This is a genomic window from Ruminococcus bromii, from assembly GCF_928721825.1.
GTDB classification, from domain to species: Bacteria; Bacillota; Clostridia; order Oscillospirales; family Acutalibacteraceae; genus Ruminococcoides; species Ruminococcoides bromii.
The window spans coordinates 898393-921750 of record NZ_CAKMVP010000003.1 but is presented as its reverse complement, the minus strand read 5'-3'; the positions used below and the strand labels follow the sequence as shown (position 1 = coordinate 921750).

General features: G+C 41.0%; 21 protein-coding genes and 1 pseudogene. 11 read left to right on the top strand and 11 right to left on the bottom strand.

The features are described 5' to 3' along the window. Positions 1–126: 126 nt before the first annotated feature. The 4 genes and pseudogenes from QDI94_RS04660 to QDI94_RS04645 form a co-directional block, all read right to left on the bottom strand. On the bottom strand, positions 127–1215 hold the full coding sequence (locus QDI94_RS04660) for an ABC transporter substrate-binding protein (protein ID WP_278867576.1): 1089 nt from the start codon (positions 1213–1215) through the stop codon (positions 127–129). Positions 1216–1246: 31 nt separating this feature from the next. Further along, positions 1247–2053: an ABC transporter permease gene (locus QDI94_RS04655; protein WP_278867574.1), complete on the bottom strand. Its 807-nt coding sequence runs from the start codon at positions 2051–2053 to the stop codon at positions 1247–1249. Beyond that, entirely contained in the window at positions 2053–2844 is a 792-nt protein-coding gene (locus QDI94_RS04650) for an ABC transporter permease (protein ID WP_278474951.1), read from the bottom strand. Before QDI94_RS04650 ends, QDI94_RS04655 begins: the two co-directional genes overlap by 1 nt. A 384-nt stretch (positions 2845–3228) precedes the next feature. Then, positions 3229–4272 (bottom strand): annotated as a pseudogene (locus QDI94_RS04645) (ABC transporter ATP-binding protein); the annotation flags it as partial. Positions 4273–4792: 520 nt separating this feature from the next. Between QDI94_RS04645 and QDI94_RS04640 the strand changes: the two are divergent. Continuing rightward, positions 4793–7984 carry an alpha-amylase family glycosyl hydrolase gene (locus QDI94_RS04640; protein WP_278867570.1) on the top strand — a complete coding sequence of 1064 codons (3192 nt, stop codon included), beginning with the start codon at positions 4793–4795 and terminating at the stop codon, positions 7982–7984. A gap of 175 nt (positions 7985–8159) precedes the next feature. After that, the gene (locus QDI94_RS04635) at positions 8160–8738 is read left to right on the top strand and encodes a hypothetical protein (protein ID WP_278867567.1); all 579 of its coding nucleotides are present in this window, start codon (positions 8160–8162) and stop codon (positions 8736–8738) included. 204 nt (positions 8739–8942) lie between these two features. Here QDI94_RS04635 and QDI94_RS04630 read toward each other — a convergent pair whose 3' ends face one another. The 5 genes from QDI94_RS04630 to QDI94_RS04610 are packed head-to-tail and all read right to left on the bottom strand — an operon-like array spanning position 8943 to position 14912. Next, the gene (locus QDI94_RS04630) at positions 8943–9959 is read right to left on the bottom strand and encodes a rod shape-determining protein (RefSeq protein ID WP_278867565.1); all 1017 of its coding nucleotides are present in this window, start codon (positions 9957–9959) and stop codon (positions 8943–8945) included. A 36-nt stretch (positions 9960–9995) separates the two neighbouring features. After that, positions 9996–10658, bottom strand: coding sequence for a ComF family protein (locus QDI94_RS04625; RefSeq protein WP_278867563.1), 663 nt, complete (start codon positions 10656–10658; stop codon positions 9996–9998). Next, positions 10642–12855 carry an SF1B family DNA helicase RecD2 gene (locus QDI94_RS04620; RefSeq protein WP_278867559.1) on the bottom strand — a complete coding sequence of 738 codons (2214 nt, stop codon included), beginning with the start codon at positions 12853–12855 and terminating at the stop codon, positions 10642–10644. The genes QDI94_RS04625 and QDI94_RS04620 overlap by 17 nt, the downstream gene beginning before the upstream one ends. 6 nt (positions 12856–12861) lie before the next feature. Continuing rightward, positions 12862–13584, bottom strand: coding sequence for a glutamine amidotransferase (locus QDI94_RS04615; RefSeq protein WP_278867556.1), 723 nt, complete (start codon positions 13582–13584; stop codon positions 12862–12864). 2 nt (positions 13585–13586) lie between these two features. Then, positions 13587–14912 carry a Mur ligase family protein gene (locus QDI94_RS04610; RefSeq protein WP_278867553.1) on the bottom strand — a complete coding sequence of 442 codons (1326 nt, stop codon included), beginning with the start codon at positions 14910–14912 and terminating at the stop codon, positions 13587–13589. A gap of 214 nt (positions 14913–15126) precedes the next feature. Here QDI94_RS04610 and QDI94_RS04605 point away from each other — a divergent pair, with 214 nt between their 5' ends. Genes QDI94_RS04605 through QDI94_RS04595 form a run of 3 tightly spaced genes read left to right on the top strand, consistent with a single transcriptional unit; the run spans position 15127 to position 17264 of the window. Next, positions 15127–15948 (top strand): hypothetical protein, encoded by an 822-nt coding sequence (locus tag QDI94_RS04605; protein WP_278867551.1) that lies wholly within the window; start codon positions 15127–15129, stop codon positions 15946–15948. Between the two features lie 18 nt (positions 15949–15966). Next, positions 15967–16503, top strand: coding sequence for a hypothetical protein (locus tag QDI94_RS04600; protein WP_101029191.1), 537 nt, complete (start codon positions 15967–15969; stop codon positions 16501–16503). 35 nt (positions 16504–16538) lie between these two features. Continuing rightward, positions 16539–17264: a hypothetical protein gene (locus tag QDI94_RS04595; protein WP_278867550.1), complete on the top strand. Its 726-nt coding sequence runs from the start codon at positions 16539–16541 to the stop codon at positions 17262–17264. 196 nt (positions 17265–17460) lie between these two features. Here QDI94_RS04595 and QDI94_RS04590 read toward each other — a convergent pair whose 3' ends face one another. Further along, the gene (locus QDI94_RS04590; protein ID WP_278867547.1) at positions 17461–17793 is read right to left on the bottom strand and encodes a hypothetical protein; all 333 of its coding nucleotides are present in this window, start codon (positions 17791–17793) and stop codon (positions 17461–17463) included. 120 nt (positions 17794–17913) lie between these two features. Between QDI94_RS04590 and QDI94_RS04585 the strand changes: the two genes are divergently transcribed. From QDI94_RS04585 to QDI94_RS04560, 6 genes are all read left to right on the top strand, one after another. After that, entirely contained in the window at positions 17914–18096 is a 183-nt protein-coding gene (locus QDI94_RS04585; RefSeq protein WP_015524182.1) for a DUF1540 domain-containing protein, read from the top strand. Positions 18097–18165: 69 nt separating this feature from the next. Next, a complete protein-coding gene (locus QDI94_RS04580; protein ID WP_278867544.1) occupies positions 18166–19092 on the top strand; it encodes an AEC family transporter in 927 nt (308 codons plus the stop codon). Between the two features lie 61 nt (positions 19093–19153). After that, a complete protein-coding gene (locus QDI94_RS04575) occupies positions 19154–19693 on the top strand; it encodes a nitroreductase family protein (protein ID WP_278867541.1) in 540 nt (179 codons plus the stop codon). Positions 19694–19706: 13 nt separating this feature from the next. After that, positions 19707–20228, top strand: coding sequence for a nitroreductase (locus QDI94_RS04570; RefSeq protein WP_117519687.1), 522 nt, complete (start codon positions 19707–19709; stop codon positions 20226–20228). 32 nt (positions 20229–20260) lie between these two features. Then, a complete protein-coding gene (locus tag QDI94_RS04565; RefSeq protein WP_278867537.1) occupies positions 20261–21157 on the top strand; it encodes a LysR family transcriptional regulator in 897 nt (298 codons plus the stop codon). A gap of 100 nt (positions 21158–21257) precedes the next feature. Then, positions 21258–22370 (top strand): 5-methyltetrahydropteroyltriglutamate--homocysteine S-methyltransferase, encoded by a 1113-nt coding sequence (locus tag QDI94_RS04560; protein ID WP_046433635.1) that lies wholly within the window; start codon positions 21258–21260, stop codon positions 22368–22370. Between the two features lie 54 nt (positions 22371–22424). On the opposite strand, the gene QDI94_RS04555 is transcribed toward QDI94_RS04560, so the two are convergent. Further along, the gene (locus QDI94_RS04555) at positions 22425–23357 is read right to left on the bottom strand and encodes an ABC transporter permease (RefSeq protein WP_278867535.1); all 933 of its coding nucleotides are present in this window, start codon (positions 23355–23357) and stop codon (positions 22425–22427) included. Between the last annotated feature and the right edge of the window lies 1 nt (position 23358).

Sequence of the window (23358 nt, the reverse complement as noted above, 5' to 3'; positions counted from 1 at the left end):
ACTTTTAAGATAACATAAAATTTAAAGGCTGTATAAATGGGGGATGATTAATTTTAAAAATTCACCAAAATTAAAATCCCGAACAGAGCCTTTAAAAGCTTTGCTCGGGATTAATTTTATTGCTTATCAGTCTGCCTGGATTTTTACAAACTGTTCCTGCATATAGGAATAAACCTCATCGGAAACATTTGAAAATACATAGCATTTGTCAAGATACTCGTCACTCGGGAAGATAAATTCGTTTTTCTTTGCGTCTTCATCAATGTAATCGTCATATGCAACCTGATTGGGTGTTGCATAGTTGAGATATTCAAAGTTTGCGGCGGCAATTTCAGGATCCTGCATAAAGTTGATGAACTTCTCAGCATTTTCCTTGTTCTTACTGCATTTCGGAATACACATTGCGTCATAGAAAAGGTTTGAGCCGTCCTTTGGCATTGCGTAGTCAAGATCCTCGTTGTTATCAATCATTGTCATAATGTCGCCTGCGTAGTACGGAGCAATTGCCGACTGGCTGTTTTCCATTTCAGTAAATACCTGATCCATGACATATTTTTTAAGGAGAGGCTTCTGCTCTTTAAGCTTAGCGGCGGCTTTGTCAACATCTGCCTTGGTGCAGTTAGCAGGATTAATGCCCTCAAGCTGCATTGCAATCGCCATTGCGTCACGGCTGTTGTTAAACATAAGAATCTGACCTGAAAGGTCTTTGTTCCAAAGTGCGTCCCATGAATCGGGCTTTGTCTTAACCTTTGCTTTGTCATAAACCATACCGGTTACGCCCCAGCTGTAGCATACGGTATATTTACCTTCGGGATCGCAGGCAAGCTTTTTGAAACGATCCATAAGATTGTCGTAGTTAGGAATATTGTCAAAGTTAAGCTCCAACAGCATATCCTCATCAATCAATCTGCTGATCATATATTCGGACGGAATGACAACATCATAGCTTACATTACTGTTTTTCAGCATATTGTAAAGTTCTTCGTTGGTTTCATAGGTTGTGTAGTTTACCTTGATGTTGGTGCGTTTTTCAAACTCCTCGATAATGTCGAGTGAGTCATCTTCGCCGTTTGAAATGTACTCGCCCCAGTTGTAAACATTAACTTCTCCTGCGTCAGCTGAGTCAGCCGAAGCGCCTCCGCCGCAGCCTGAAAGGCAAGCCGCACATGTTGCCGTCATTGCAGATGCAAGGACAATGCTGATGATTCTTTTCATTTCTCAATCTCCCTTAAATAAAATTTAAAAATCAAGTTCTCTTTTTCTGCATCTTTTCTTCGTGTCTGTCACGCAGGTTGATTACAACCATAACAATGAGTACAGCAAGGAAAAGCAGCGCCGAAAGAGCGTTGATTTTCGGTGAAATTCTCCTGTGAGTCATCGAGTAAATTTCAATTGAGAGGTTCTGGAATTTTGCACCTCTTGTGAAATATGTTATGATGAAATCGTCAAGAGAATATGTAAAGCTCATGAGCAGGCCCGAAACAATGCCCGGCATAAGCTCATGAATAATTACCTTGTAAAATGCCTGCCATTGGTTACAGCCAAGGTCAAGGGCGGCGTCATAAATGCTCTGATCCATTCGTTTGATTCTCGGCATAACATTAAGCACAACAAACGGGACACAAAAGCATATGTGCGAAATCAAAACGGTGAAAAATCCCATTTCAAAGTTAAAGATAACCCCGAGAGTCGTAAACAAAAGCATAAGCGAAACACCCATTACAATGTCAGGGCTGATAATCGGAATGTTTGACGCATTCTGAATAAGCATTCTCTTTTTGCCTTTAAAATTACTGATGCCGATTGCGGCGGCAGTTCCGAGAATTGTTGCAAAAACAGATGCAAGAACGGCAATAATAACAGTGTTCCACAATGCGTTCATAATATTGTCGTCACGAAAAAGTTGTACATACCATTTGAATGTAAATCCTTTCCAGACGGTAGTTTTGCCGTTGTTGAAGGAATAGAAGATAAGTACGGCAATGGGCGAATAAAGGAAAATAAGCAGGATTGCAATGTAAATTTTTGAAAGAATACCTGTTTTCGTTTTCATTATGCAATCGCCTCCTCATCACCGAACAAGTTCATGATTATCAGGAACACGAAAATAAAAATCATTAATATCAATGAAATTGCCGAACCCGTGTTTTGGTCTGTCCAGAATATTTTTTCAATGACATCACCAATCATAATGTCGTCCGGACCGCCGAGATACTGTGCAACCAGGAATGTGCTTGCACTCGGAACAAATACCATTGTCACACCCGAAATAATTCCGGGAACGCTGAGCGGTGCGACAACCTTTCTGAATACGGTAAAGTTGTTTGAACCGAGATCATGTGCCGCCTCAATAAGACCGTTGTCGATTTTGCTCATAACGGTGTAAATCGGCAGAACCATAAACGGAAGATATTCATACACCATTCCGAGAATTACCGCACCCGTGTTGCCGATGTAGGTTGAATGAATACCCAAAAGCGAAAGCATCATATCAATCGGACCGTTATCCTGCAAAAGCGTTACCCATGCGTAGATTCTGAGCAGAAAGTTCATCCACATAGGAATCATAAGCAGCATAATGAGCGTGTTCTGGGTTGATTCCTTCATTCTCGTGAGAAGGTATGCAAGCGGATATGCAAGTACAAGACAGATTGCCGTTGAAATAAGCGCAATCCAAAGTGATTTTACAAAAATATTTGTGTAGTAAAACGCATTTGTGAATGCCTGAAGAGAAAAATTACCGTTTTTGTCGGTAAAGGCGGTAAAGCCGATCATAATAATCGGAATCATTGTGAAAACAACCATCCAGATTATGTAGGGAATAGAGGGCTTGCGTGATTTCATTTATCAGCCCTCCTTTTCCGAAAACTCTGAGATTACCTCAAACCGAGCCTTTGAAAAGTCAAATGAAAGCGGAACATAGGTTGCAACCTGCTCGTCTGTATCGCTGAGCATGAGCCACTTTCTTTCATCCGATTCAAGAATGATTTCGTTTTGTTCACCCTTGTAAACTACCGATTCGATGTACAAATCCTTCAAATCGCCAACACCGTCGCCTGCAAGTGAAAGAGCGTCGGGCGGAAGAGCAATTTTGAGTTTTGTGCCTTCTTCATAGTATTTATCGGGAACGGTAACGGTTTCGCCCTCAAGCTCAAATTCAAAGGAATTGTCGTTCTGATTTGCGTATGTAACGGTTGCCTCAATAACATTATCATAAAACGGAAGAAGCTTGTTCATAATCTGAATGTTGAACGGGATAACCCTCATACCGATTTTGTTTCCGATTTCAGCCGATTTGGTGGAGTGGATAAGAATTTCACACTTTCCGCATCTTACGCTCATCTCATAGTGAACACCCTTGAAGGTTGTGTTCTCAACAATTCCGACAAGCTGACCGTCCTCGGGAGCGGTAACTTCAATATCCTCGGGACGGATGACAACATCGACAGGCGTGTTTTTGCCGAATCCCTTGTCAACACATTCAAGCTCTTTGCCGAGAATCTGGATTCTGCAGTCGTCAAGCATAATTCCGTTGAGAATATTTGCCTCACCGATAAAGTCGGCAACAAATGCGTTCACAGGCTCGTTGTATATATCCTCGGGAGAGCCGATTTGTTCAATAACACCGTTGTTCATAACAACAACACGGTCGCTCATTGTCAGAGCCTCTTCCTGATCGTGAGTTACATATATAAATGTTTTCTGAGTTTTCTGCTGAATTTCCTTAAGCTCAAGCTGCATACTCTTGCGAAGCTTGAGGTCAAGCGCACCGAGAGGCTCGTCAAGCAGAATGATTTCGGGATCGCACACAAGCGCTCTTGCAATTGCGACACGCTGCTGCTGACCGCCCGAAAGCTTTGTAATTGAACGCTTTTCATAGCCCTTAAGGTCAACGGTTGCAAGCATATCGGTTACACGCTTTTTTATTTCATTTTTCGGCATTTTTTTGAGCTTAAGTCCGAAAGCCACATTATCAAAAACATTGAGGTGAGGAAACAAAGAATATTTCTGGAACACCGTGTTTACATTTCTTTTGTTAGGCGGAGTACCGTTAATTCTTTTGCCGCCAAAAATGACATCACCGCTGTCGGGTTCAACAAAACCGCCGATGATGCGCAGGGTTGTGGTTTTACCGCAGCCTGACGGACCGAGAATCGTAACAAATTCCTTTTCATTTATATCAAGGTTGATGTGGTTAAGAATTACCTCACCGTCAAATTTGATGAAAATATCCTTGAGTGAAACTATTGTTTTCTTTGATGTCTGTTCCATTTATGCACCCCTGTTCCGATGATATAGTAGAAGCCTGTAAGTAAATGAAGTAAAGGCGGAATGTGTCAACTTGCATAAAGTGCAGGCGAACACAGTCCGCCTTGCCGTTTCTGCAAAGACATAACCATGATGCTCGGTGTTTTGTGCAGAAAAATAAGACGGCTGTGTTGCTCCGTCCTTTCTTTCACATAAATCCTTATTATTGCTTAAAAAGCAATAGTCGCAATACAATTTGAATTATATTCTAAATGCATAAAAATGTCAATCAATATTGCGTAAAAACAAAATGTATTTTTTTGAAAAATAAAATTCTTTTAGAGAAACATACCGAGAATCAAAGCTATGAGAATTGAATATAATGTTATTTAATGCAAATTTATTGTCACCGATTGTTCCTTTGCAGTATCAGCAGTAAAATCTGCACAAAAAAGTCTGCTTTAATTTGTAACATAGGGTATGTACTTTTTTGGACAAATTTGTTATAATTGAAATGAAAATTTTATGAAAGGATGTTTTCACAATGAAGAAAGCAAAAAAAATTGCAAGTCTTGTTGTTGCGTCTGCACTCTTGACATCTTCTTTTGCGGCAATTACCTCCGTAAATGCTGCCGAGATTGATTCCGCACAGGTTGCGTCTGCCGACAATACCCTTCGTGATAAGGTCGGCGATGGTGTTATGCTTCATGCATTCAACTGGTCTTACAATACAATCAAGGAAAATCTTCCCGCAATTGCAGCGGCAGGATACACAACAGTTCAGACCTCTCCCGTTCAGCAGCCGAAGGACTATTCAACCTCGGGTGATGTAGTCGGTCAGTGGTGGAAGCTCTATCAGCCAATCAGCTTCCACATTGCAGAGAAGTCTTGGCTCGGCACAAAGGACGATCTTAAATCGCTTTGTGATGAGGCTGACAAGTACGGCATCAAAATCATCTGCGATATCGTTTCAAACCATGTTGCAAACGCTGATGACGACAAGCCAAACGCTGTCAGCAGTCAGGTTAAACAGTATGAGCCTGATTTCTATAAGAAAAGAAAAACTCTTACCCGTTATTCATACAAAGGCGATGCAAGCGACAGTTCGGTTCAGGCTGTTGTTCAAGGTCATGTTTCAAGGTGTCCTGACCTTGTAACAAATGATACTGTTATCCAGAACTATATTATCAACCTTCTCAAGGAATGTATCGACTGCGGTGTTGACGGCTTCCGTTTTGATGCAGCAAAACACATTGAAACAGAGGATGACGGTGAATATGCGTCAGACTACTGGAAGAATGTAACAACCTCGGCTTCTTCTTACTACACACAGAAAACAGGCAACGACCTCTATATCTACGGTGAAATCCTCAATAACTGCGGTGCAGGCAGAAGCTACAACTCATACACAAAGTATATCAATGTTACCGACAACAGAACAGGTGATGCTGTGCTTTACAATGTTGCAAAGGGTAAGGCAAGTTCAGCCGCAAATGCAACATACCAGTCGGGCGTGGCAGCATCAAATGCGGTTATTTGGGCAGAAAGCCATGACACATATGAGGGCAACTCAGGTTCATGGGGCTACTCAAATACTTCAAGTGTTTCGGATGAAAATGTTGTAAAGGCATGGGCAATCGTAGCTTCAAGAAAAGATTCAACAGCACTTTTCTTTGCCCGTCCGGGAACAGCTCTTATGGGCAATGTTTCAACAGATTCAACCTACAAGAGTACAGCTGTTTCTGAAATCAACAAGTTCCACAACCTTTTTGTAGGTCAGTCGGAAAAGCTCGGTTCTTCAGGCGACATTGCTTATGTTGCAAGAGGCACAAGCGGTATTGTTCTTTCAAATTGTAAAGGCACAAACGCAAGCGTAAGCATTTCAGGCACAGGTCTTGCAGACGGCAAGTACACAGATACAGTTTCAGGTGCAGAGTTTAAGGTTGTAAACGGCGTCCTCACAGGCTCAATCGGTAAGACAGGCGTTGCTGTTGTTTACAACGGTACAACAACTCCAAAGGTAACAAACTCTGTTGAAAGCGGTACATTCAAGGGCGACACAATGACACTTACACTCGGTCTTGAAAACGCAGCATCAGGCACATACTGCCTTGATGATTCAACTCCTGTTAAGTTTACTGACACAACATCAATCCGCATCGGTTCAGACTACAAGCCGGGTGAAACAATCAACCTCACAGTTACGGCAACCGACGGTGTAAAAACTACTTCAACGGTTTATAAGTACACAAAGAGTACTGCTGAGGAATCGGGCGTTTATGTATTCTTCAACCCTGCTACAAAGAAGAACTGGTCAGCTCCTTATCAGGTTTACATCTATGATGAAAACACAGACAAGGGTATGGTTTACAAGAATGCAAACTGGCCGGGCGAAGCAATGACTCTTGATCCTGCTACAGGCTACTATTACTACGAAGTTCCGAAGTCATCATGTATTTCAGCTGATGAAGATGATCAGAATCAGGCTGCATCAAACTTTGACCTTTCGTCTTCAGCCAACACAAGAGTAATTATTTCCGAAAAAGGCGGCGAGCAGTATCCCGGCAGAACAGATGCTGCTATCAGCCTTAACGGTTCTTCAAAGGCATACTCACTTTCAAAGGCAGGTACTTGGGAGGATACAACACTTACCCCGACAAAGGTTGAGATTGAGGCTACAGATGTTACAAAGGGTACGGCAACAGAGCCGACAACAGAGGCTCAGACAACCGCTCCTGTTCCTGCAACCGATCCGACACAGCCGGACACAAAGCCCTCACAGCCGTCAGGCGGTGCTGTTTACGGTGATGTAAACAATGACGGAATTATCTCTGTAGTTGACTCTACACTTGTACAGAAGTTTATTGTTCATAATGAGTCGCTCACAACAGAACAGCAGATTATTGCTGATGTAAACGGCGACAATGTTGTTTCGGTTGTTGATGCTACTGCAATTCAGAAGTATATTGTGCATTCTGAAGGCAGCGGCCGTACAGGTGAGGCTTATACAACGGTTGAACCAACAACCGCAGAGCCAACAACTGCAAAGCCGACCGAAGCTCCTGCAACGGCAGAACCTACAACAAAGCCTGCTGACACATACACTCTTTACTTCAAGACTAAGCTTGGCTGGATGACATCGGACGGTGTTTCGCTCTTTGCTTATGACCTTAACACAGGCGTAAGCTATCAGCTTGAGCAGGATACAGACGCTTACCCGAATGTTTACACAGCCGAAGTTCCCGCAACAGTAACAAATGTCAGCGTTTATCGTAATCTCTCAGAGGTTGACGAAAAGCCTGTAGGCGGCGACGACGGTAATGTTTACAATTGCTGGGATGCAACAGTTTCAAAAACAAACAACTGCATCACACTCAGCAATGACGAAGCTGTTTCAACAGCTCCGTATGCTCCCGAGCAGAAGCCTGCATTCACACTTTCAAGAGTTTACTTTGATAACTCAAAGGCAAACTTCAGCGATGTTTATATCTACGGTTGGGCAGAAAGCGGCCTTAACGAAACAGCCGTTCATATGAATAAGATTGCAGGTACAGATATCTGGTACTACGATTTTGACACACCGCTCAGCCCCGGTGCAAACTGTTTCCTCTTTAAGGACACAGAATCAACCTGGGTAACACAGACAAACGACTTGACAGTTGCTGACGGTAAGAACTGTTTCCGTGCAAATCCGGGTTCAAAGTCCGGCGGTGTCTGGGTAAGTTATTCAGAATAATCTGTTCGGATAAAGCTTATTGAACTGAAACATTCCCCTCGATGAAAAGTCGGGGGGAATGTTATTTTAGAACAGTTTTTTCTTGAAAAAGTGTCGGAAATACAGTATCATACTTTTTAGAGATATATTGTCGAAAAAACACAGAAAAATCAAAAAAAACTTTGGATTGACGCTTATGAAGATGGAACAAATTTTTCGTGAATTTGAACGAGCCTTAGAAAATGAATATTATATGGAACTTGCAAAAAAAGAGGTTATGACTGTTCCCCTTCTCATCGAAGTTTTTCTTGACGATGATTATGCCAATTCTTTGTGGGCGGAACAGCTTCTTGAATGTATAAGCGGGGAAAATCCAAAACTTTTGTACCCGTTTTTTGAATACATTGCAAAAGGTCTTGACAGTAAGAACAGCTATCTTGCATGGAACACATGGAAAATACTTGTAAAGCTTTTGCCTGTTGATTCCGATAATAAGTTTGAACTTGTTAAGGAAAAATTTTACGACGCGCTTTTATCGCACAATCTTCCGGAGTTTTCAATAGCGTGTGATTGCGCTGTCCCTGTTTTTTATTCAAAGCCTAATGAACAGGAGAGGATCCTTAACATAATGAAAAAATCTTCTGAAAAAAAGTTTTATCTTGGCAATGATGAGTTGAAAAACAGCGGCAAAATGGCAGAAGAAAAGGTACAAATTTTCCTTGAAAGAATAATAAACGATAAAACAAAAGCTGAAAACAACGCTTTACTGATATAATCCCCTTAAAGCAGATTCTTGAAAAACAGTTATCAAGGAATGCTCTGAGGGGAGATTTTTATGTAAAAAAGAAGAATGAAAAAATACGGCACTAAAATGGGATAAAGACAATTGTTAAATCATATTTTAGAATTTGTCAATATTATGTTGCAAAAATCCGCAGACGGTAAAATCTGCGGATAAAATGTTTAAAATTAAATTTTTTTAAAATGCTTCTATAAGCGGATTGACTGCACCCGGCTGTATTTTTTCGGGATGGTCAATGTACTCGATTGCCTTGCCGCAACCGTTGATAACGCAGTCTGCGGCGGCTTTGTGAACTCTTACCTTCAGCCTTGTGGATTCGCTGAGAAGCCTTGCAAATCCCGTCAGCTTGGCAAGACCGCCCGTAAGGATTATGCCGTCGGAGTAAATGTCGCCGACAAGCTCAGGCGGAGTCTGTTCAAGCACATCCTTGATTGCTTTTATAATGTTTAGCGCAATGTCCTCGATTACCGGCTTGATTTCGGAATATCCCACATCAATAAATCTGGGCAGACCGCTTACGGCATCTCTGCCTTTAACTCTGAAAAGCTTAGGTTCTTTCGGAATTTTTACACAGCCGACTGAAATTTTGCACTCCTCAGCCATATTTGTACCGATAATCAGGTTATGTTCTTTTCTGATGTATTTAACAATTTCTTCATCCATTGCACAGCCTGCCGACTTAATGCACTTTGAAACCGAAATTCCGCCGAGTGAAAGCACCGCAATGTCAGCCGTACCGCTGCCTATATCTGCAATCAACACACCGTGCGGACTTGTTATGTCGAGTGAACAGCCAATTGCCGCCGCCTTTGGTGCTTCAATAAGATACACCTTGCGGACGCCGATTGAGCTTACTGCGTTTACAACCGCTCTTTTTTCAACCTCTGTAACCTCACTCGGTATTGACGCAACAACCTTCGGCATAGTTACCTTTGTCGGAACAACCTCCTTGATGAGAATTGAAACCATATCTTCAACAAGCTCGGAGCGTGAAATAACGCCGTCGTCAATCGGATGCATTGCTCTTATGCCTGCCGGTGTTTTGCCAATCATTTTATAAGCCTCGTTGCCGACGCCGATAATGTCGTAGGTGTCAACATCAAACGCAACAACGCTTGCTTCGTCAAGCACTATTCCTTTGTTTTCAATAAAAACTCTTGTTCTGTCAGAACCGAGGTCTATAGCTATATTCATTTTAATCACTCCAATGCCGTTTAGCAATGTTTAAATTTATAAAAGCAATGATGTGCAAAGCGTACAGCAGCAAATCTCACCGCATTTGCACTTGTTAAGTATTCTTGCACATTCGCCAAGCGTACTGCCTGTTGTGATGATGTCGTCAATAATCAGTATTCGCTTGCCCTTGATTAAATTTTTGTCAATCGGTGAGTAGACACCTATAACATTTTTTGCTCTTTCAGCCGCTTTTATGCTGTGCTGAGTTTTGTTCTTCTTTGTTTTTACGAGCAAGTTGCCGTATTCCATACCGAGAAGTGCCGCACATTCCCGTGCAAGCAGCTCCGCCTGATTGAAGCCACGCTCTTTTAGGGTATCCTTGTGCATCGGTACGCAGGTTACAATGTCAAATTCTTTGTTACTGTAAACATCTTTTATTGCCCGAACCATTTCGTATGAAAGTAATTCGGCATATGCACCGCAGTTGTGAAATTTAAAGTTGAGAACCGCCCTGCGAAAAATTCCGTCATAGGGAAAGGGAGAGGTACAGATGTAACCTCCCGTTGCATACCGTACAAACGGAAATTTCGGAAATTCTTTTTTGCATTTGTCGCAACATTTTTTGTTCGGTTCAATAACCTTTCCGCAGTACGGACAACGAACCGTAAAGAGAAAGTCCTTTATTCGGCAGTAAATTTTATCAATAAAGTGTGTCATCTCTCAGCAAAAATTCTTTAAGACCGCTGTACCGTTTTGTACGGCGGTTATTGTTTACCATATATTCAACGGTTGACGGATTTCCGACAAGCACAAGCGTTTTCTTTGCCCTTGTAACAGCGGTGTAGAGCAGATTCCTGTAGTAAAGCTGAGGCGGCCCCGAAAACATCGGAATTATAACTGCTTCAAACTCGTTGCCCTGACTTTTGTGTACCGTAATTGCATAGGCAAAGTCGAGATCGCTTGCAGATTCAAAGGTGTACCGTGCAGTCTTATCAAAAAATTTAACGGTAAGCAATTTTATCTTTTTGTCAATTTTTGTGATGATTCCTATGTCGCCGTTGAAAATTCCCTCGCCGGTTTCGCCGTTTTCTCTAAACCAGCGAATATCGTAGTTGTTCTTTATCTGCATAACCTTGTCGCCTGTGCGAAAGGTTTTTGAGCCGATTGTGATTTCAGGTTTTTCATCATCCTTCGGATTGAGCGCCGCCTGCAATTTGTGGTTAAGCTCGGCAGTTCCGAGTTCGCCTTTTTTGGACGGTGCAAGCACCTGAATATTCTCAAAAGGAGAGTAGCCGTATGCCTTTGGCAGCCGGTTGGCACAGAGGTCGGTTATTACCGTTGAAACCTCTGATTTATTATTCCTTTGAAGAAAGAAAAAATCCTTATCGGCGGAGTTAAGCACAGGCATTTCACCGTTCACAATCTTATGTGCGTTTGTGACGATAAGGCTCTGCTGTGCCTGACGGAAAATTTCATTCAACCGTACAACGGGGATAAGTCCGCTTTCGATAAGGTCGCTGAGTACATTGCCCGGCCCCACAGAGGGAAGCTGGTCGGAGTCGCCGACAAGAATAAGTCTGCATCCGATTGCAAGCGCTCTCATAACGCTTTCCATAATAAATGTGTCAACCATTGAAACCTCGTCAACAATCAACGCGTCACATTTCAGCTGATTGCGTTCGTTTTTGTTAAAAATGGGGTTGTCGTGTTTATCCCAGCTGACCTCAAGCAGTCTGTGCAGGGTTTTCGCCTCATCGCCCGTGAGTTCGCTCATACGCTGAGCCGCTCTTCCTGTGGGGGCAGAAAGCAAAACGGTTTTGCCCTTTGCCTTCATTATCTTTATTATAGCATTGAGGGTTGTCGTTTTTCCTGTACCGGGGCCGCCGGTCAGCACGAGCATACCCTCGGTGAGTGCCATTGTGATTGCCTGCTTTTGCAAATCGGCATATTCGATTCCGTCCTCTTTTTCACACTTTTCAATCGCCTTGTCAATGCCTTTAATTTTCTCTGAAGGAAATTTAAGCAGCATTTTTATTCTTGACGCTATGTACATTTCACACAGGTGAACATTTGGGGAAAACACGAACTTTTTGCCGTCAATTTCATCTTCGATAAGTGAACGGTCAAACAGCATTTCTTCCATACACTGCGAAACTTTTCCGCCGTCAACTTCGAGAAAATCTGCTGAAATCTTCAGCACCTTTTCCTTTGGCAGACAGGTGTGACCGTTTCGCTCGTTGTGATGTAAAATATACGCAATTCCCGCACGCAAACGGACATTTGAATCGGGTTCTAAATTTTCTTTTTTCGCAATAAAATCCGCACTCTCAAACGAAACTCCAAAGTCACCCTGACAGAGAATGTACGGATTTTTCTTGATTAAATCGACACAGCTCGGACCGTAAGCGTTGAAAATTTTGACCGATGCGGTGTTTGAAATTCCGTACTCGCCGAGAAAAAGCATAAGTGTTCTTACACCCGTGTTCTGTTTTAACTGCTGTGAAAAATCCTCGGCTTTTTGAGGAGAAATTCCCTTTAGCAATGCAACTCTTTCGGGCTGATTTTCAAGCACATCAAGTGTTGCCTCGCCAAATTCCTTTACGAGCCTTTGTGCGGTTTGAGTGCCGATTCCCTTGATAGCTCCGGATGACAGATAACGCAGAATATCAGCCGCCTCGGTAGGTCTGCTGATTTCGCAAATCTGCACGGCAAACTGTCTGCCGTAGCTGGGATGATTTGTATATTTGCCGGTAAGCTTTACAACATCACCCGATGACACCTGCGGCATAATTCCGACAGCGGTCAGATAATCGTCACCGTCAGCAAGCTCAATTACCGTGTAGCCGTTTTCATCGTTTCGGAAAACCACGCTTTCAATTGCTCCCTCAAGCTGAAGAAGATTGTCGTTGTTCATCAAAACTTACTCCTCAAATCTTTTTGTGAGTTCGCCGAGAGTAATTTCGTAGCCCGCTCTTTCGTAGTCAAGGTAATCCGTACACGGCTTGAAGCTATCCGTATTTTTTGAAATCTGCAAAGCAATGTATTCAAGAAAATGCGGATTTTTAATCATAATAGGCCCTGTAACATGAGTTGCAAAAAGGTTCTTGTCCTTCAAGCCTTCTGTTTTTGCGTTTTCATAATCGCCAAGACCGTGTTTAACAGAGAAAAGATGATTTTTAATACCTTTAATTTCACTGCACTTGTTTACAAAGCCGACAATCGGTTTTGTGAGAATGTCAGATGTATAAACAATATCGCCTGTAATTCTGCGTTTGTTCTGCTCGGTAACTGTAAAATCATAAATTCCGAGTCCGTCATAAACCTTGCCGTCAGAGTCTGTAATTGTTTTTCCGAGCATTTCAAACGAGTTGCCCGTCATAAGAATTACCTTGCCGCTGTTGATGTATTCAACAAGAAAATCCTTGTACTTTTTAAAATCCTGCAAAACAAGCTTCTGATTTTTTTCTGTACCCGAACCGATGTAGATAAAATCGTAATCGCCGAGGTCGGCATTGTCAAACAGGGTAAGCCTGTCGGTTGTAAATTTTACACCGCTCTTTTCAAGCATTCTTTCAAGTGCGGAAACATTGGCATATTCTCCGTACAGGTTCATTATATCGTGATACAAATGAAGAATTTTCATAATCAGTCCACCTTTACCTTTTCAAGAAATTTACCCTTGTCCGAGAAACAGGTAATTACATAAATCTTTTCTTTGCGGTCATTGTCAAGATAATCAACGGCTTCTTCAATGTCTTTGATAACCTTGATTTTGTTCCTGTCAACCTTTGAGAAAGAAAATCTTGTTGCAAGGTCGTTGCAATATGTTCCTGCAAGCACAATGTTCTTTACATTGTCGCTTTTGAGAAGGTCAAAGTTGATGTCCCAAAGCCATGAAACATCGCTTGTAAAATACTTTCTGCTGACTGCGTCAACAATAATCAAAACATCGCACTTATCCTTGTCGGATGCGGCAAGCTTGAGTGACTGATTGTACGAAATGCTGTTTTCATGTTTTGATGTAACAAGCGTACCCTTTCTGTTTCCGAGTGTGAATGTTACAACACGGAAGTTTTTGAGAACATAATTGCTCAGGCTCTTTGCAATTGTGTTGCCGTCAACACCTGTGATTGAAGCAACGGTAAATGCCGCAAGCAAATTGTAAACATTATAAAGCGATTTGAGTGTAAGTTCAATCTTGTACTTATTGTTGATTGTAATTTCACCTTTTTCAAGATCGGCAGATGTAACTGTGTAACTTGTATCCTGTCTTTTAAGACCGCAGTTAGGGCATTCATAGTTGCCTATGTGGTCGTAGTGATAGCTTGAATATGTCATCGGAGATTTGCAATGAGGGCAGTATGCACCGTCATTGTAAACACCGACAAACGCCTTTGTATCGGTTGGAAGATTGCCTGCACCGAACCACACAACATTATCCCTGCCGTAGCCAAAGCACGAAACAAGCGGATCGTCGGCATTAAGAATAAGCTGAGTTTCGGGATGAATACTCTCCTTTACGGCATTGTAAACCCATTCCGGATGACCGTTTCGTGTGAGCTGGTCACGGTAAAGGTTTGTGATAACATAGTGAGTAGGTGTGATGTATTTGAATGTATATTTTGCAAAGCGTTCGTCACTTTCAATAAGAAGAATGTCCGACTTAACCTTGCCCGAAAGAGTACAACTGCCGAGAATAAGAGTTGTAACGCCCTCAATCTGGTTAGAACCCTCTTTGTTCCAGGCAACTTTTTTGCCGCTTTCACAAAGAATATGTGCAATCATCTCAACGGTAGATGTCTTGCCGTTACTGCCTGTTACGGCAACAATATATTTCGGCAGTTCAATTCGTCCGAGAATATCGGGGCAGAGTTTAAGCGCAATCTGTCCCGGCAGACTGCTGCCCTTGCCGAGCAATCCTCCGACAAATTTCAGAACCTTGCACACAATAATAGTAAATAGTTTTTTCATTTTGCCACTTCCTTAATCAAAGACAACCTGTGTTGCCTGTACATACCTTGTATATACTCTTCATCATTATACCACAATTTTATTTCTTTGAATATATATTCTTAAAATTATTTTTATGATCTCGGTAACGGTAAAATCTTGACAGCCGTATAATTGTTTAATACAATAAGGGCAGACAATTAAGGGCAGACAATTTTGTGTAGGAGTGAACAAAATGAAGTCAAAAAACACAGCGGGGATTATAACCGTAACCTTACAGAGCATTTTTATTGTGCTTATGCTTGTTAATATAGTTTATTGTCTGTGTACTTTGCAGATGAAAATGTTTTTTACCACAATATACAATTCGGTATTCGGCTCATTTGTAAACTATTTTAAAACAGGAAATCAATATGACCTTGTCGTGTTTTTGATTTTGCTGATTTTTTTGATTGCATTAACAACGATTACGGCATATGCGCTTTTAAAAGATGAAAGTACAATGACAGAATGGATTTTTGTTTTAAACGGAGTCGTTTATTTGTCAGATTTGTTTATTGAAACCGATATGATAATGTTGATGCCGAAATTTTTCTTTTTTAATTTTATTATAATCTTTCTTATGCTGTTGTTGGTTATTTGGTCGGGAACTGCAAAAGTTTTTGGCAGAAGGGTTTATGTGAACACAAAGTTGATTCCCGACAGCTACTATCAATCTGATAAAGACTTTAAAAATCACGGGTACGAGTGCAACCGTGTTTTGAAAAATGTAAAAATAGCCTTAGTTTTTCAGGCAGGTTTCTTTTATATCAGCCTGTTCACAAAGTATTACGATATAGTGGGCTTGCTGTGGGTAGTAATTCTCTACGCAATCGGCTTGATAATTGCAGTTTCATATTTTGTCACTTCCTTTTCAGATTACAGAAAACTTTTGTCAAAATACGATTTCTTTGATGAAAGAACAGAAAAAGTCGAAAAAATTTCAAAATATGTAAAATGTGAAGGAATATCATTAATTGCATACCTTTTGTCAGGTCTGTTTGTATTTTTATTTTAAATGTAAAGGTAGATTTATATGCAGCCGAAAAATAAAAAGATTATTTTAATAGCGGTAACAGCAGCTGCTGCAATTGGTGTGTTTTTGTTTGCACCGTTCGGCACACAGCAGATTGGAAACACTGTTATCAACGGAAATTATTATGATACGCCCCTCGAAGCGTATAATCACGCAGATGCAAGCTTTGATGTAAAAGAAGAAATTGCTACGGTTGACATAACAGAAAAATCTGCAATTTGGCTTGTATATACTGATGATAGCAATGAAGATACAATTGTTGTTGAGGGAATGTCAGTTGAAGATAACAAATACTACGACCTTGGAGATACTGCATTACTCAACTGTCAGAGCAGAAAAAATCCGCAAAGCAAGATTGAACTTGATAATTATATCGAATTTTCTGACGCTAAGGTTAATTATGAAGTGGTTATGAAGGATAACTATGACAAGCTTGAAAATAAACCTGATTGTCTCAGCAAAGAATTGTCATATACCGACCAAAACGGCAACAAGACAGAATTTGTGTTTTTGTATCAGATTAGTGAAGACGATTGATTTATAATCGCAGGTGAATTTTTATGGATGACTAAATGGTGAATTTAGAAGTAGTCGGAGAAAATCTTCGTTGGTATTTACATATTTATATAAATAATAAGTCGTATTGCCTTAGTAAAGATAATCCGAGCTTTAATATTGAACTGCCGCAGGGTAAGCATACAATGATTGTAATCGGAACTAAAATGAAAGATTATAATCTTGAAAGCACTTTAAAATCAATGTCATTCAGTTTTAGACCTACATTGGTTCAAGGGTATAAAAACAGAGGCATTCTAAATCATATACTCAGTTGGAATAATAAAACAAACTTTTTTATTAAGAAAATTGAAATTGATATAAGGTCAAATAGTAAAATAAGTTTTTCTGTAGGAAATTATATCAGATACAACTTCTTTGATGCTAAAGAAGTTGTGAAAGATATTCAGATTACCAAAAATGCTCATGTGAAAAGTGTTGCGGTTGAAAGTTATGATTTTGTAAGCAGAAAACAGAAGATAAGATATTACCTTGTTCAGTTGCTTTTGTTGCTGACAAAGTATGCTATAAATATCGATTTTGCTGTTTCGGAGATGTGCTTGGATGTACAGTATTTAATAGATCCTGAATCTGTCAGTATTGTGTATGCAAGTCATGGTCACAAATTTAATATAATTTTCAGCAGTTTGTTGCTTGGTGCATATTTATTTAGATTTGTTTTTTACCTTGTAAAATGGATAAAATGGGTGAGAGATGACTCGGATGTTTTAAAACCTAACTAAGATGCAGTGCAAATTTATGCAAAACCACCGTTGAACTTTTTGAAAATTATAACGGCGACTGTAAGCCCGCTGAAATTACCGAGGAGAGCCTGCAGACAACGAAATTTTTCTGAAATATTTCTGAAATATTATAACAAATCAAAGCTGCCACAGAGTTTTCCGCGGCAGCTTTTTTGTTTGAATTTCGTTTGAATTTTCACTTTATCATTTCAAAAAATTCCTGTTTTGTCAAAAGCTTTGCAAAGCCGTAGTCACTGCATATTTTTTGGCAAATTCTTTTTGTTTCATCGTCCATACCGCAGTCAAGGCAAATTACACAGTCGTTTCTTCCTCTGCTTATCCATTTTACCCTTGCGGCAGCACTTCGCAAAATATATTCGGCATTTTCACATTTTCCGCTGATGGGAGCAACAAACATAACGGTATTATTTTTTCTGCTGCGAAAGAGAAAAATTGTAAATTCACGGACAAATGCACAAATTCCGATTACGGCAAAAACAACAAGAAAAACAGCCGATACAACATTCATGTAATTCACCTCAGTACATTTTATTGCAGATGTTTCAAAGTGTGCGGTATAAATCCGCAAAATGCAGAAACAATATAAAAAGCGGCTAATCCGCAAAAATGAATGAGGAGAATGAATACTATGGAAAACAATGCATATTGTAATCAGAGCATTATGTGCTCGGTAACAAACTGTAAGCATCACAACAGCACAAAGGACTACTGTTCGCTTGAGGCAATCAAGGTCGGCACTCATGAGGCAAATCCGACTGTTTGTCAGTGTACGGACTGCCAGAGCTTTGAAGCAAAGTGCAGCTGCAAGTAATTTGATTTGAAGCTTACACCCTCAGCCGCTCGGACTGGGGGTGTTTTGGCTTTAAAAGGGGGCGGATTTGTGGAGATTTTTTCATCGGTGATTTTTCAAATTGCGGTTTTGTTTTCGTTTATATTTATCGGTTTTATAATCCGACAGGGCGGATTTCTGCCGGAAAATTCAGCCGAAATTTTTTCAAAGCTTGAGAACAGAATTCTTATGCCTGCAGTTGTAATCAACACCTTCCGCACCAATTGTACGGTAAAAAACATAAGCGAAAAATGGGTGTTCATTGCCTACAGCACGGGAGTTCTGCTGTTTTGCATTGCAACGGGATTTGCCGTTTCAAGGTATCTCGGCAAAACGGAATATTTGAAAAAGGTGTACCGCTATTCAATTTCCGTTTCAAATTTCGGATTTGTCGGAACTGCAATGGTGTCGGGAATATACGGCACCGAAAGTATGGAGCTTTTCGACTATCTTATGTTTACTTTACCGCTCAATTTGTTTACTTATTCAATAGGAATTGCGTGGCTTGTGCCGAACGGACACGGCAAATTTTCAATGAAAAATTTTGTCAATCCGATTTTTGTTTCAATCTTTATCGGGGCAATTCTCGGTTTATTGCCGATCCCGAAATTCAGACTTGTTACAACAATAATCAATTCAACCGCCGCCTGTATGTCGCCCATTGCAATGATTCTGACAGGTTTTGTAATAGGCGGCTACAGTCTTGCAAATCTTTTCGGCAAATGGCAGACCTATGTTGTTGCAGGAATCCGCCTTGTGTTTCTGCCAACGGTTTCGGTGCTTGTATTAAAGCTTTTTAACGCACCTCAGGAGGCAGTTGTTGCAACACTTTGCGCAAACGCAATGCCGCTTGGACTTAACACGGTAATCATTCCGTCAGCCTACGGAAAAAGTCCCGATGACGGGGCAAGTATGGCGCTTGTGTCACAACTGACGGCAGTTTTCACTATACCGATTTTGTTCTATATTCTGATTTAACTCTTGAATAATTCCCACTCCGTTGGTACAATATAGGTATAAAAATGTTGGAGGTTTGATTATGGAATTATCCGAAGCTTTAAATAACAGAAAAAGCACAAGACATTATATAGATAAAAAAGTTGACAAAAGCCTGCTTGACGAAATGCTGTCGGCGGCAAATCTTGCTCCTTCGTGGAAGAACTCGCAGACGCCGCGCTTTTATGTTGCAACAGGCGAGAAAAGTAAGAATGCCGTAAGAGAGGCACTCCCCGAATTTAACAGGAAAAATTCAGAAAATGCGTCCGCATATATCGTGACAACAGTTGTTCTCAATCGTTCGGGTTTTGACAAAGACGGTACTGCCGTGACTGAAATCGGCAACGGCTGGGCATATTACGATCTCGGCCTTAACAATATGGCACTTTTGCTAAAGGCAACCGAACTCGGCATTTCGACCCTTGTTATGGGTATCCGTGATGGTGAAAAACTCAGAAAAGAATTTGACATTCCCGAAACAGAGGCTGTTGTCAGCGTTATCGCAGTCGGTTACACTGATTCCGAAATCGTAAGACCAAAGAGAAAATCTGTTGAGGATTTTGCAAAATTTTACGAGGAATGAGAGGGTTTACATAATGAGTGAATTTATCGAAAAACTGAAATCAAGAAGAAGCGTCCGCAGCTTCAAGTCTGAAATGCCGCCAAAGGAAGTTATTGACGAAATCATTTCCGCAGGTCTGTATGCACCGTCAGGAATGAACAGACAGCCGGTTATTATCGTTGCCGTTACAAACAAAGAAATGCGTGACAGGCTTTCAAGAATGAATGCCGAAATTATGGGAAAAGATGTTGATCCGTTCTACAACGCTCCCGTTGTGCTGATTGTGCTTGCCGACAAAGCTGCTCCCACATATCTGTATGACGGTACTCTTGTAATGGAAAATCTTATGCTTGCCGCCCATGATGAGGGACTCGGAAGCTGTTGGATTCACCGTGCAAAGGAAGAATTTGAAAGCAAAGAGGGCAAAGAAATTCTCAAATCACTCGGTATTGAGGGTGACTATGAGGGTATCGGTCACTGCGTTATCGGTTATGTGAACGGTGAATATCCCAAAACTTCACCGAGAAGAGAAAACCGTGTTTTCTATGTTGAATGAGGGAATTTGTTTTTTGAAAGGATTGAACAAGGTTGACTTTGCAACAGTTGAAATATGTTGTCACCGTTGCCCGCACAGGCTCAATGAGTGAAGCGTCAAAAGAACTTTTTATTTCCCAACCGGGACTTACAACATCAATCCGTGAGTTGGAAACGGAAATGGGCATAAAGATTTTTACACGCACAAACAAGGGCGTTGTAACTTCAAACGAGGGTGAAAGATTTCTCGGTTATGCACGACAGGTTCTTGAACAGGCAAGCCTGCTTGAGGGAGTGTATAAGTCGGGAACAAAGATAAAGCAACAGTTCTGCGTTTCAACCCAGCACTACTCGTTTGCAGTCAATGCATTTGTTGATCTTATCCGACGGTTTGCAGGCGAGGAGTACGATTTTTCACTTCGTGAAACCGAAACCTACGAAATTATTGACGATGTTGCAAAGATGAAAAGCGAAATCGGAATCCTTTATCTCAACAGCTTCAACAAAGATGCGCTGATGAAAATTATAAAATCAAAGTCGCTGACATTTACCGAGCTTTTTACGGCAAAGCCTCATGTGTTTGTATCAACCGACCATCCGCTTGCAGACAAAAAATCCGTTACAATGGAGGAGCTTGCCGATTATCCGTATCTCTCGTTTGAACAGGGGGAGCATAATTCTTTCTATTATTCGGAAGAAATTTTCAGCACGGTCGGGCGTACAAAAAATATCAGAGTGACCGACAGGGCAACCCTGTTCAACCTTTTAATCGGACTCAACGGCTACACAGTTTGCAGCGGTGTAATCGACAATGAGCTTAACGGTGATAATATAACCGCAATCCCCCTTGATGAAGAGGGGGGTATGAAAATCGGTTATATCGAAAATAAAAAGATTCTGCACAGTAACCTTGCCGAGGCATATATTGAGGCTTTAAAGAAACATATTTGATATAAGAAAAACTAATAGCAAACGGCTGATAACAAGTATTTTACAAGTCTGTGAATTCATAATATAATTAACTCATCAAATTTCCACGGAGGTATTTAAGATGAGTAAACAGCACACACCATTTAGATTTGAAACAGTAGGCAGCTTTTTAAGACCCGATTATCTTAAAAAAGCAAGACTTGATTTTGAAAACGGTAAAATCACAAAAGAAGAGCTTACCGCAGTTGAGGACAAGGCTATTCTTGACCTTGTTGCAAAACAGAAAAAAGCCGGTATAAAAGCGATTACCGACGGTGAATTCCGCAGAGCAACATGGCATCTTGACTTCATGTGGGGATTTAACGGAGTTGAACACAAAAAAACCGAAAACGGTGTTGCATTCCACGGCGAACAGGCTTTGATTGACGATACATGGCTTTCCGGCGAAATCTCGGTTGACAGTCATCCGTTTGTTGAACATTACAAATTTGTAAAAGCTCTTGAGGATGAAAACACAGTAGCAAAGCAGACAATTCCTGCTCCCGCACAGTTTTTCCAGCAGTTCATCATTCCTGCAAATATTGAAACGACAAGGAAGTTCTATTCGACAGATGAAGAACTTATAAACGATATTGCAAACGGATACAAAAAGGTAATCAAAGATCTTTACGATGCAGGTTGCAGAAATATCCAGTTTGACGACTGCACATGGGGCGTTCTTGTTGCGGAGGGTAGCGTAAACCGCTATGGCGAGGATGCAGATTTTAAGAGCATCAGTGAGAAACTTCTCAAGGTAAACAACCTTGCAATTGAGGGTAAGCCCGATGACCTCGTAATCAATACTCATGTTTGCAGAGGTAACTATCATTCTGCATACTTCAGCAGCGGTGCATATGATCCTGTTGCAGAGAAACTTTTCGGTGAAGAAAATGTCAACGCTTATTATCTTGAGTTTGACGATGAGCGTTCAGGCGGTTTTGAACCGTTAAAATATGTGAGCGGTGACAAAAAGGTTGTTCTCGGTCTTATCACAACAAAGTCACCTGTTCTTGAGGATAAGCAGACTGTAATCAATCGTATTCATGAGGCGGCAAAGTATATTCCGCTTGACAGATTGTATCTCAGTCCGCAGTGCGGTTTTGCATCATGCGAAATCGGTAATAAGCTTACCGAGGAAGAGCAGTGGGCAAAGCTTGCTCTTGTAAAAGAAATTGCAGAAGAAGTTTGGAAGTAACTATATATAAAAAGCCGACACTTTTCGGAGTGTCGGCTTTTTATCTGCCATAAATCAGTCCTTGCGTTTTGAACTGAATTTGTATGATATAAGGTTGAGGACAAGGAAAAGTACGATTGCACCGATTGAGTACATCATCATAAATGTGAAATCCACTTCGTTTCCGAAAAGGTTGAGGTTGGTTGCAAACGCTTTTTCTGCCTCTGCGGCAAACATTCCGTGGTCTGCTCCTGCGAGTGAGGTCGAAATATCGTTAATGCACGGGCTGACAAGCACATTTCTTATCATGGCCGCAATGTGTGAGCCGGGGATAAGATTTACAAATGTCTGAACTCCGTCCGAAAACTGGCTGACGGGGATGTATGCACCGATTACAAAACCGATTGCAACCGAAATAAGTGTGTTGAATGCGGCATAGGTTGAATTCTTTTTGAAGAATGACGCAACAAACATAAGAATAAGTACAGCCGAAACAGAGCCTAAAATCACAAGTCCGTATAATTTTAAAAGCTCTGTAAATTCGGGAAAGCTTGAACCCGATATGCACGAAAATGCGATGCCTGCCGTCAGCAAAATTGCGCTGATTACAATTGTGTTTACAACCGCACCCGAAAAGTAGGAGAGAACAACCGTACTGCCCTTTACGGAAGAAGCGTTGTAGTCGTAGTCAATCTTGTTCTGCTTGTCGGAAATCATTACCGAAAGCGAGTTCATTGCAACCGTAACAACAGATGTTCCGATAACGCCCGATACAAGCCATGAATTTACAAGTGCGTTAATCAAATTGTCCTCTGTTTTGATGTTGAAGCCGTCAAGCATTGAAGTCATTGAATCTACATAATTCTGTTTGAGAAATAAAAGATAGAGTCCGAGTATGATAATCTGCGTCATCATTGAGAAGATAATTGCGGTTTTGTCCTTTAAATATACCTTTATATTTCGTTTTGTCATACCCTTGTATGAGCAAAGTGTTCTTTGAAATTTCATA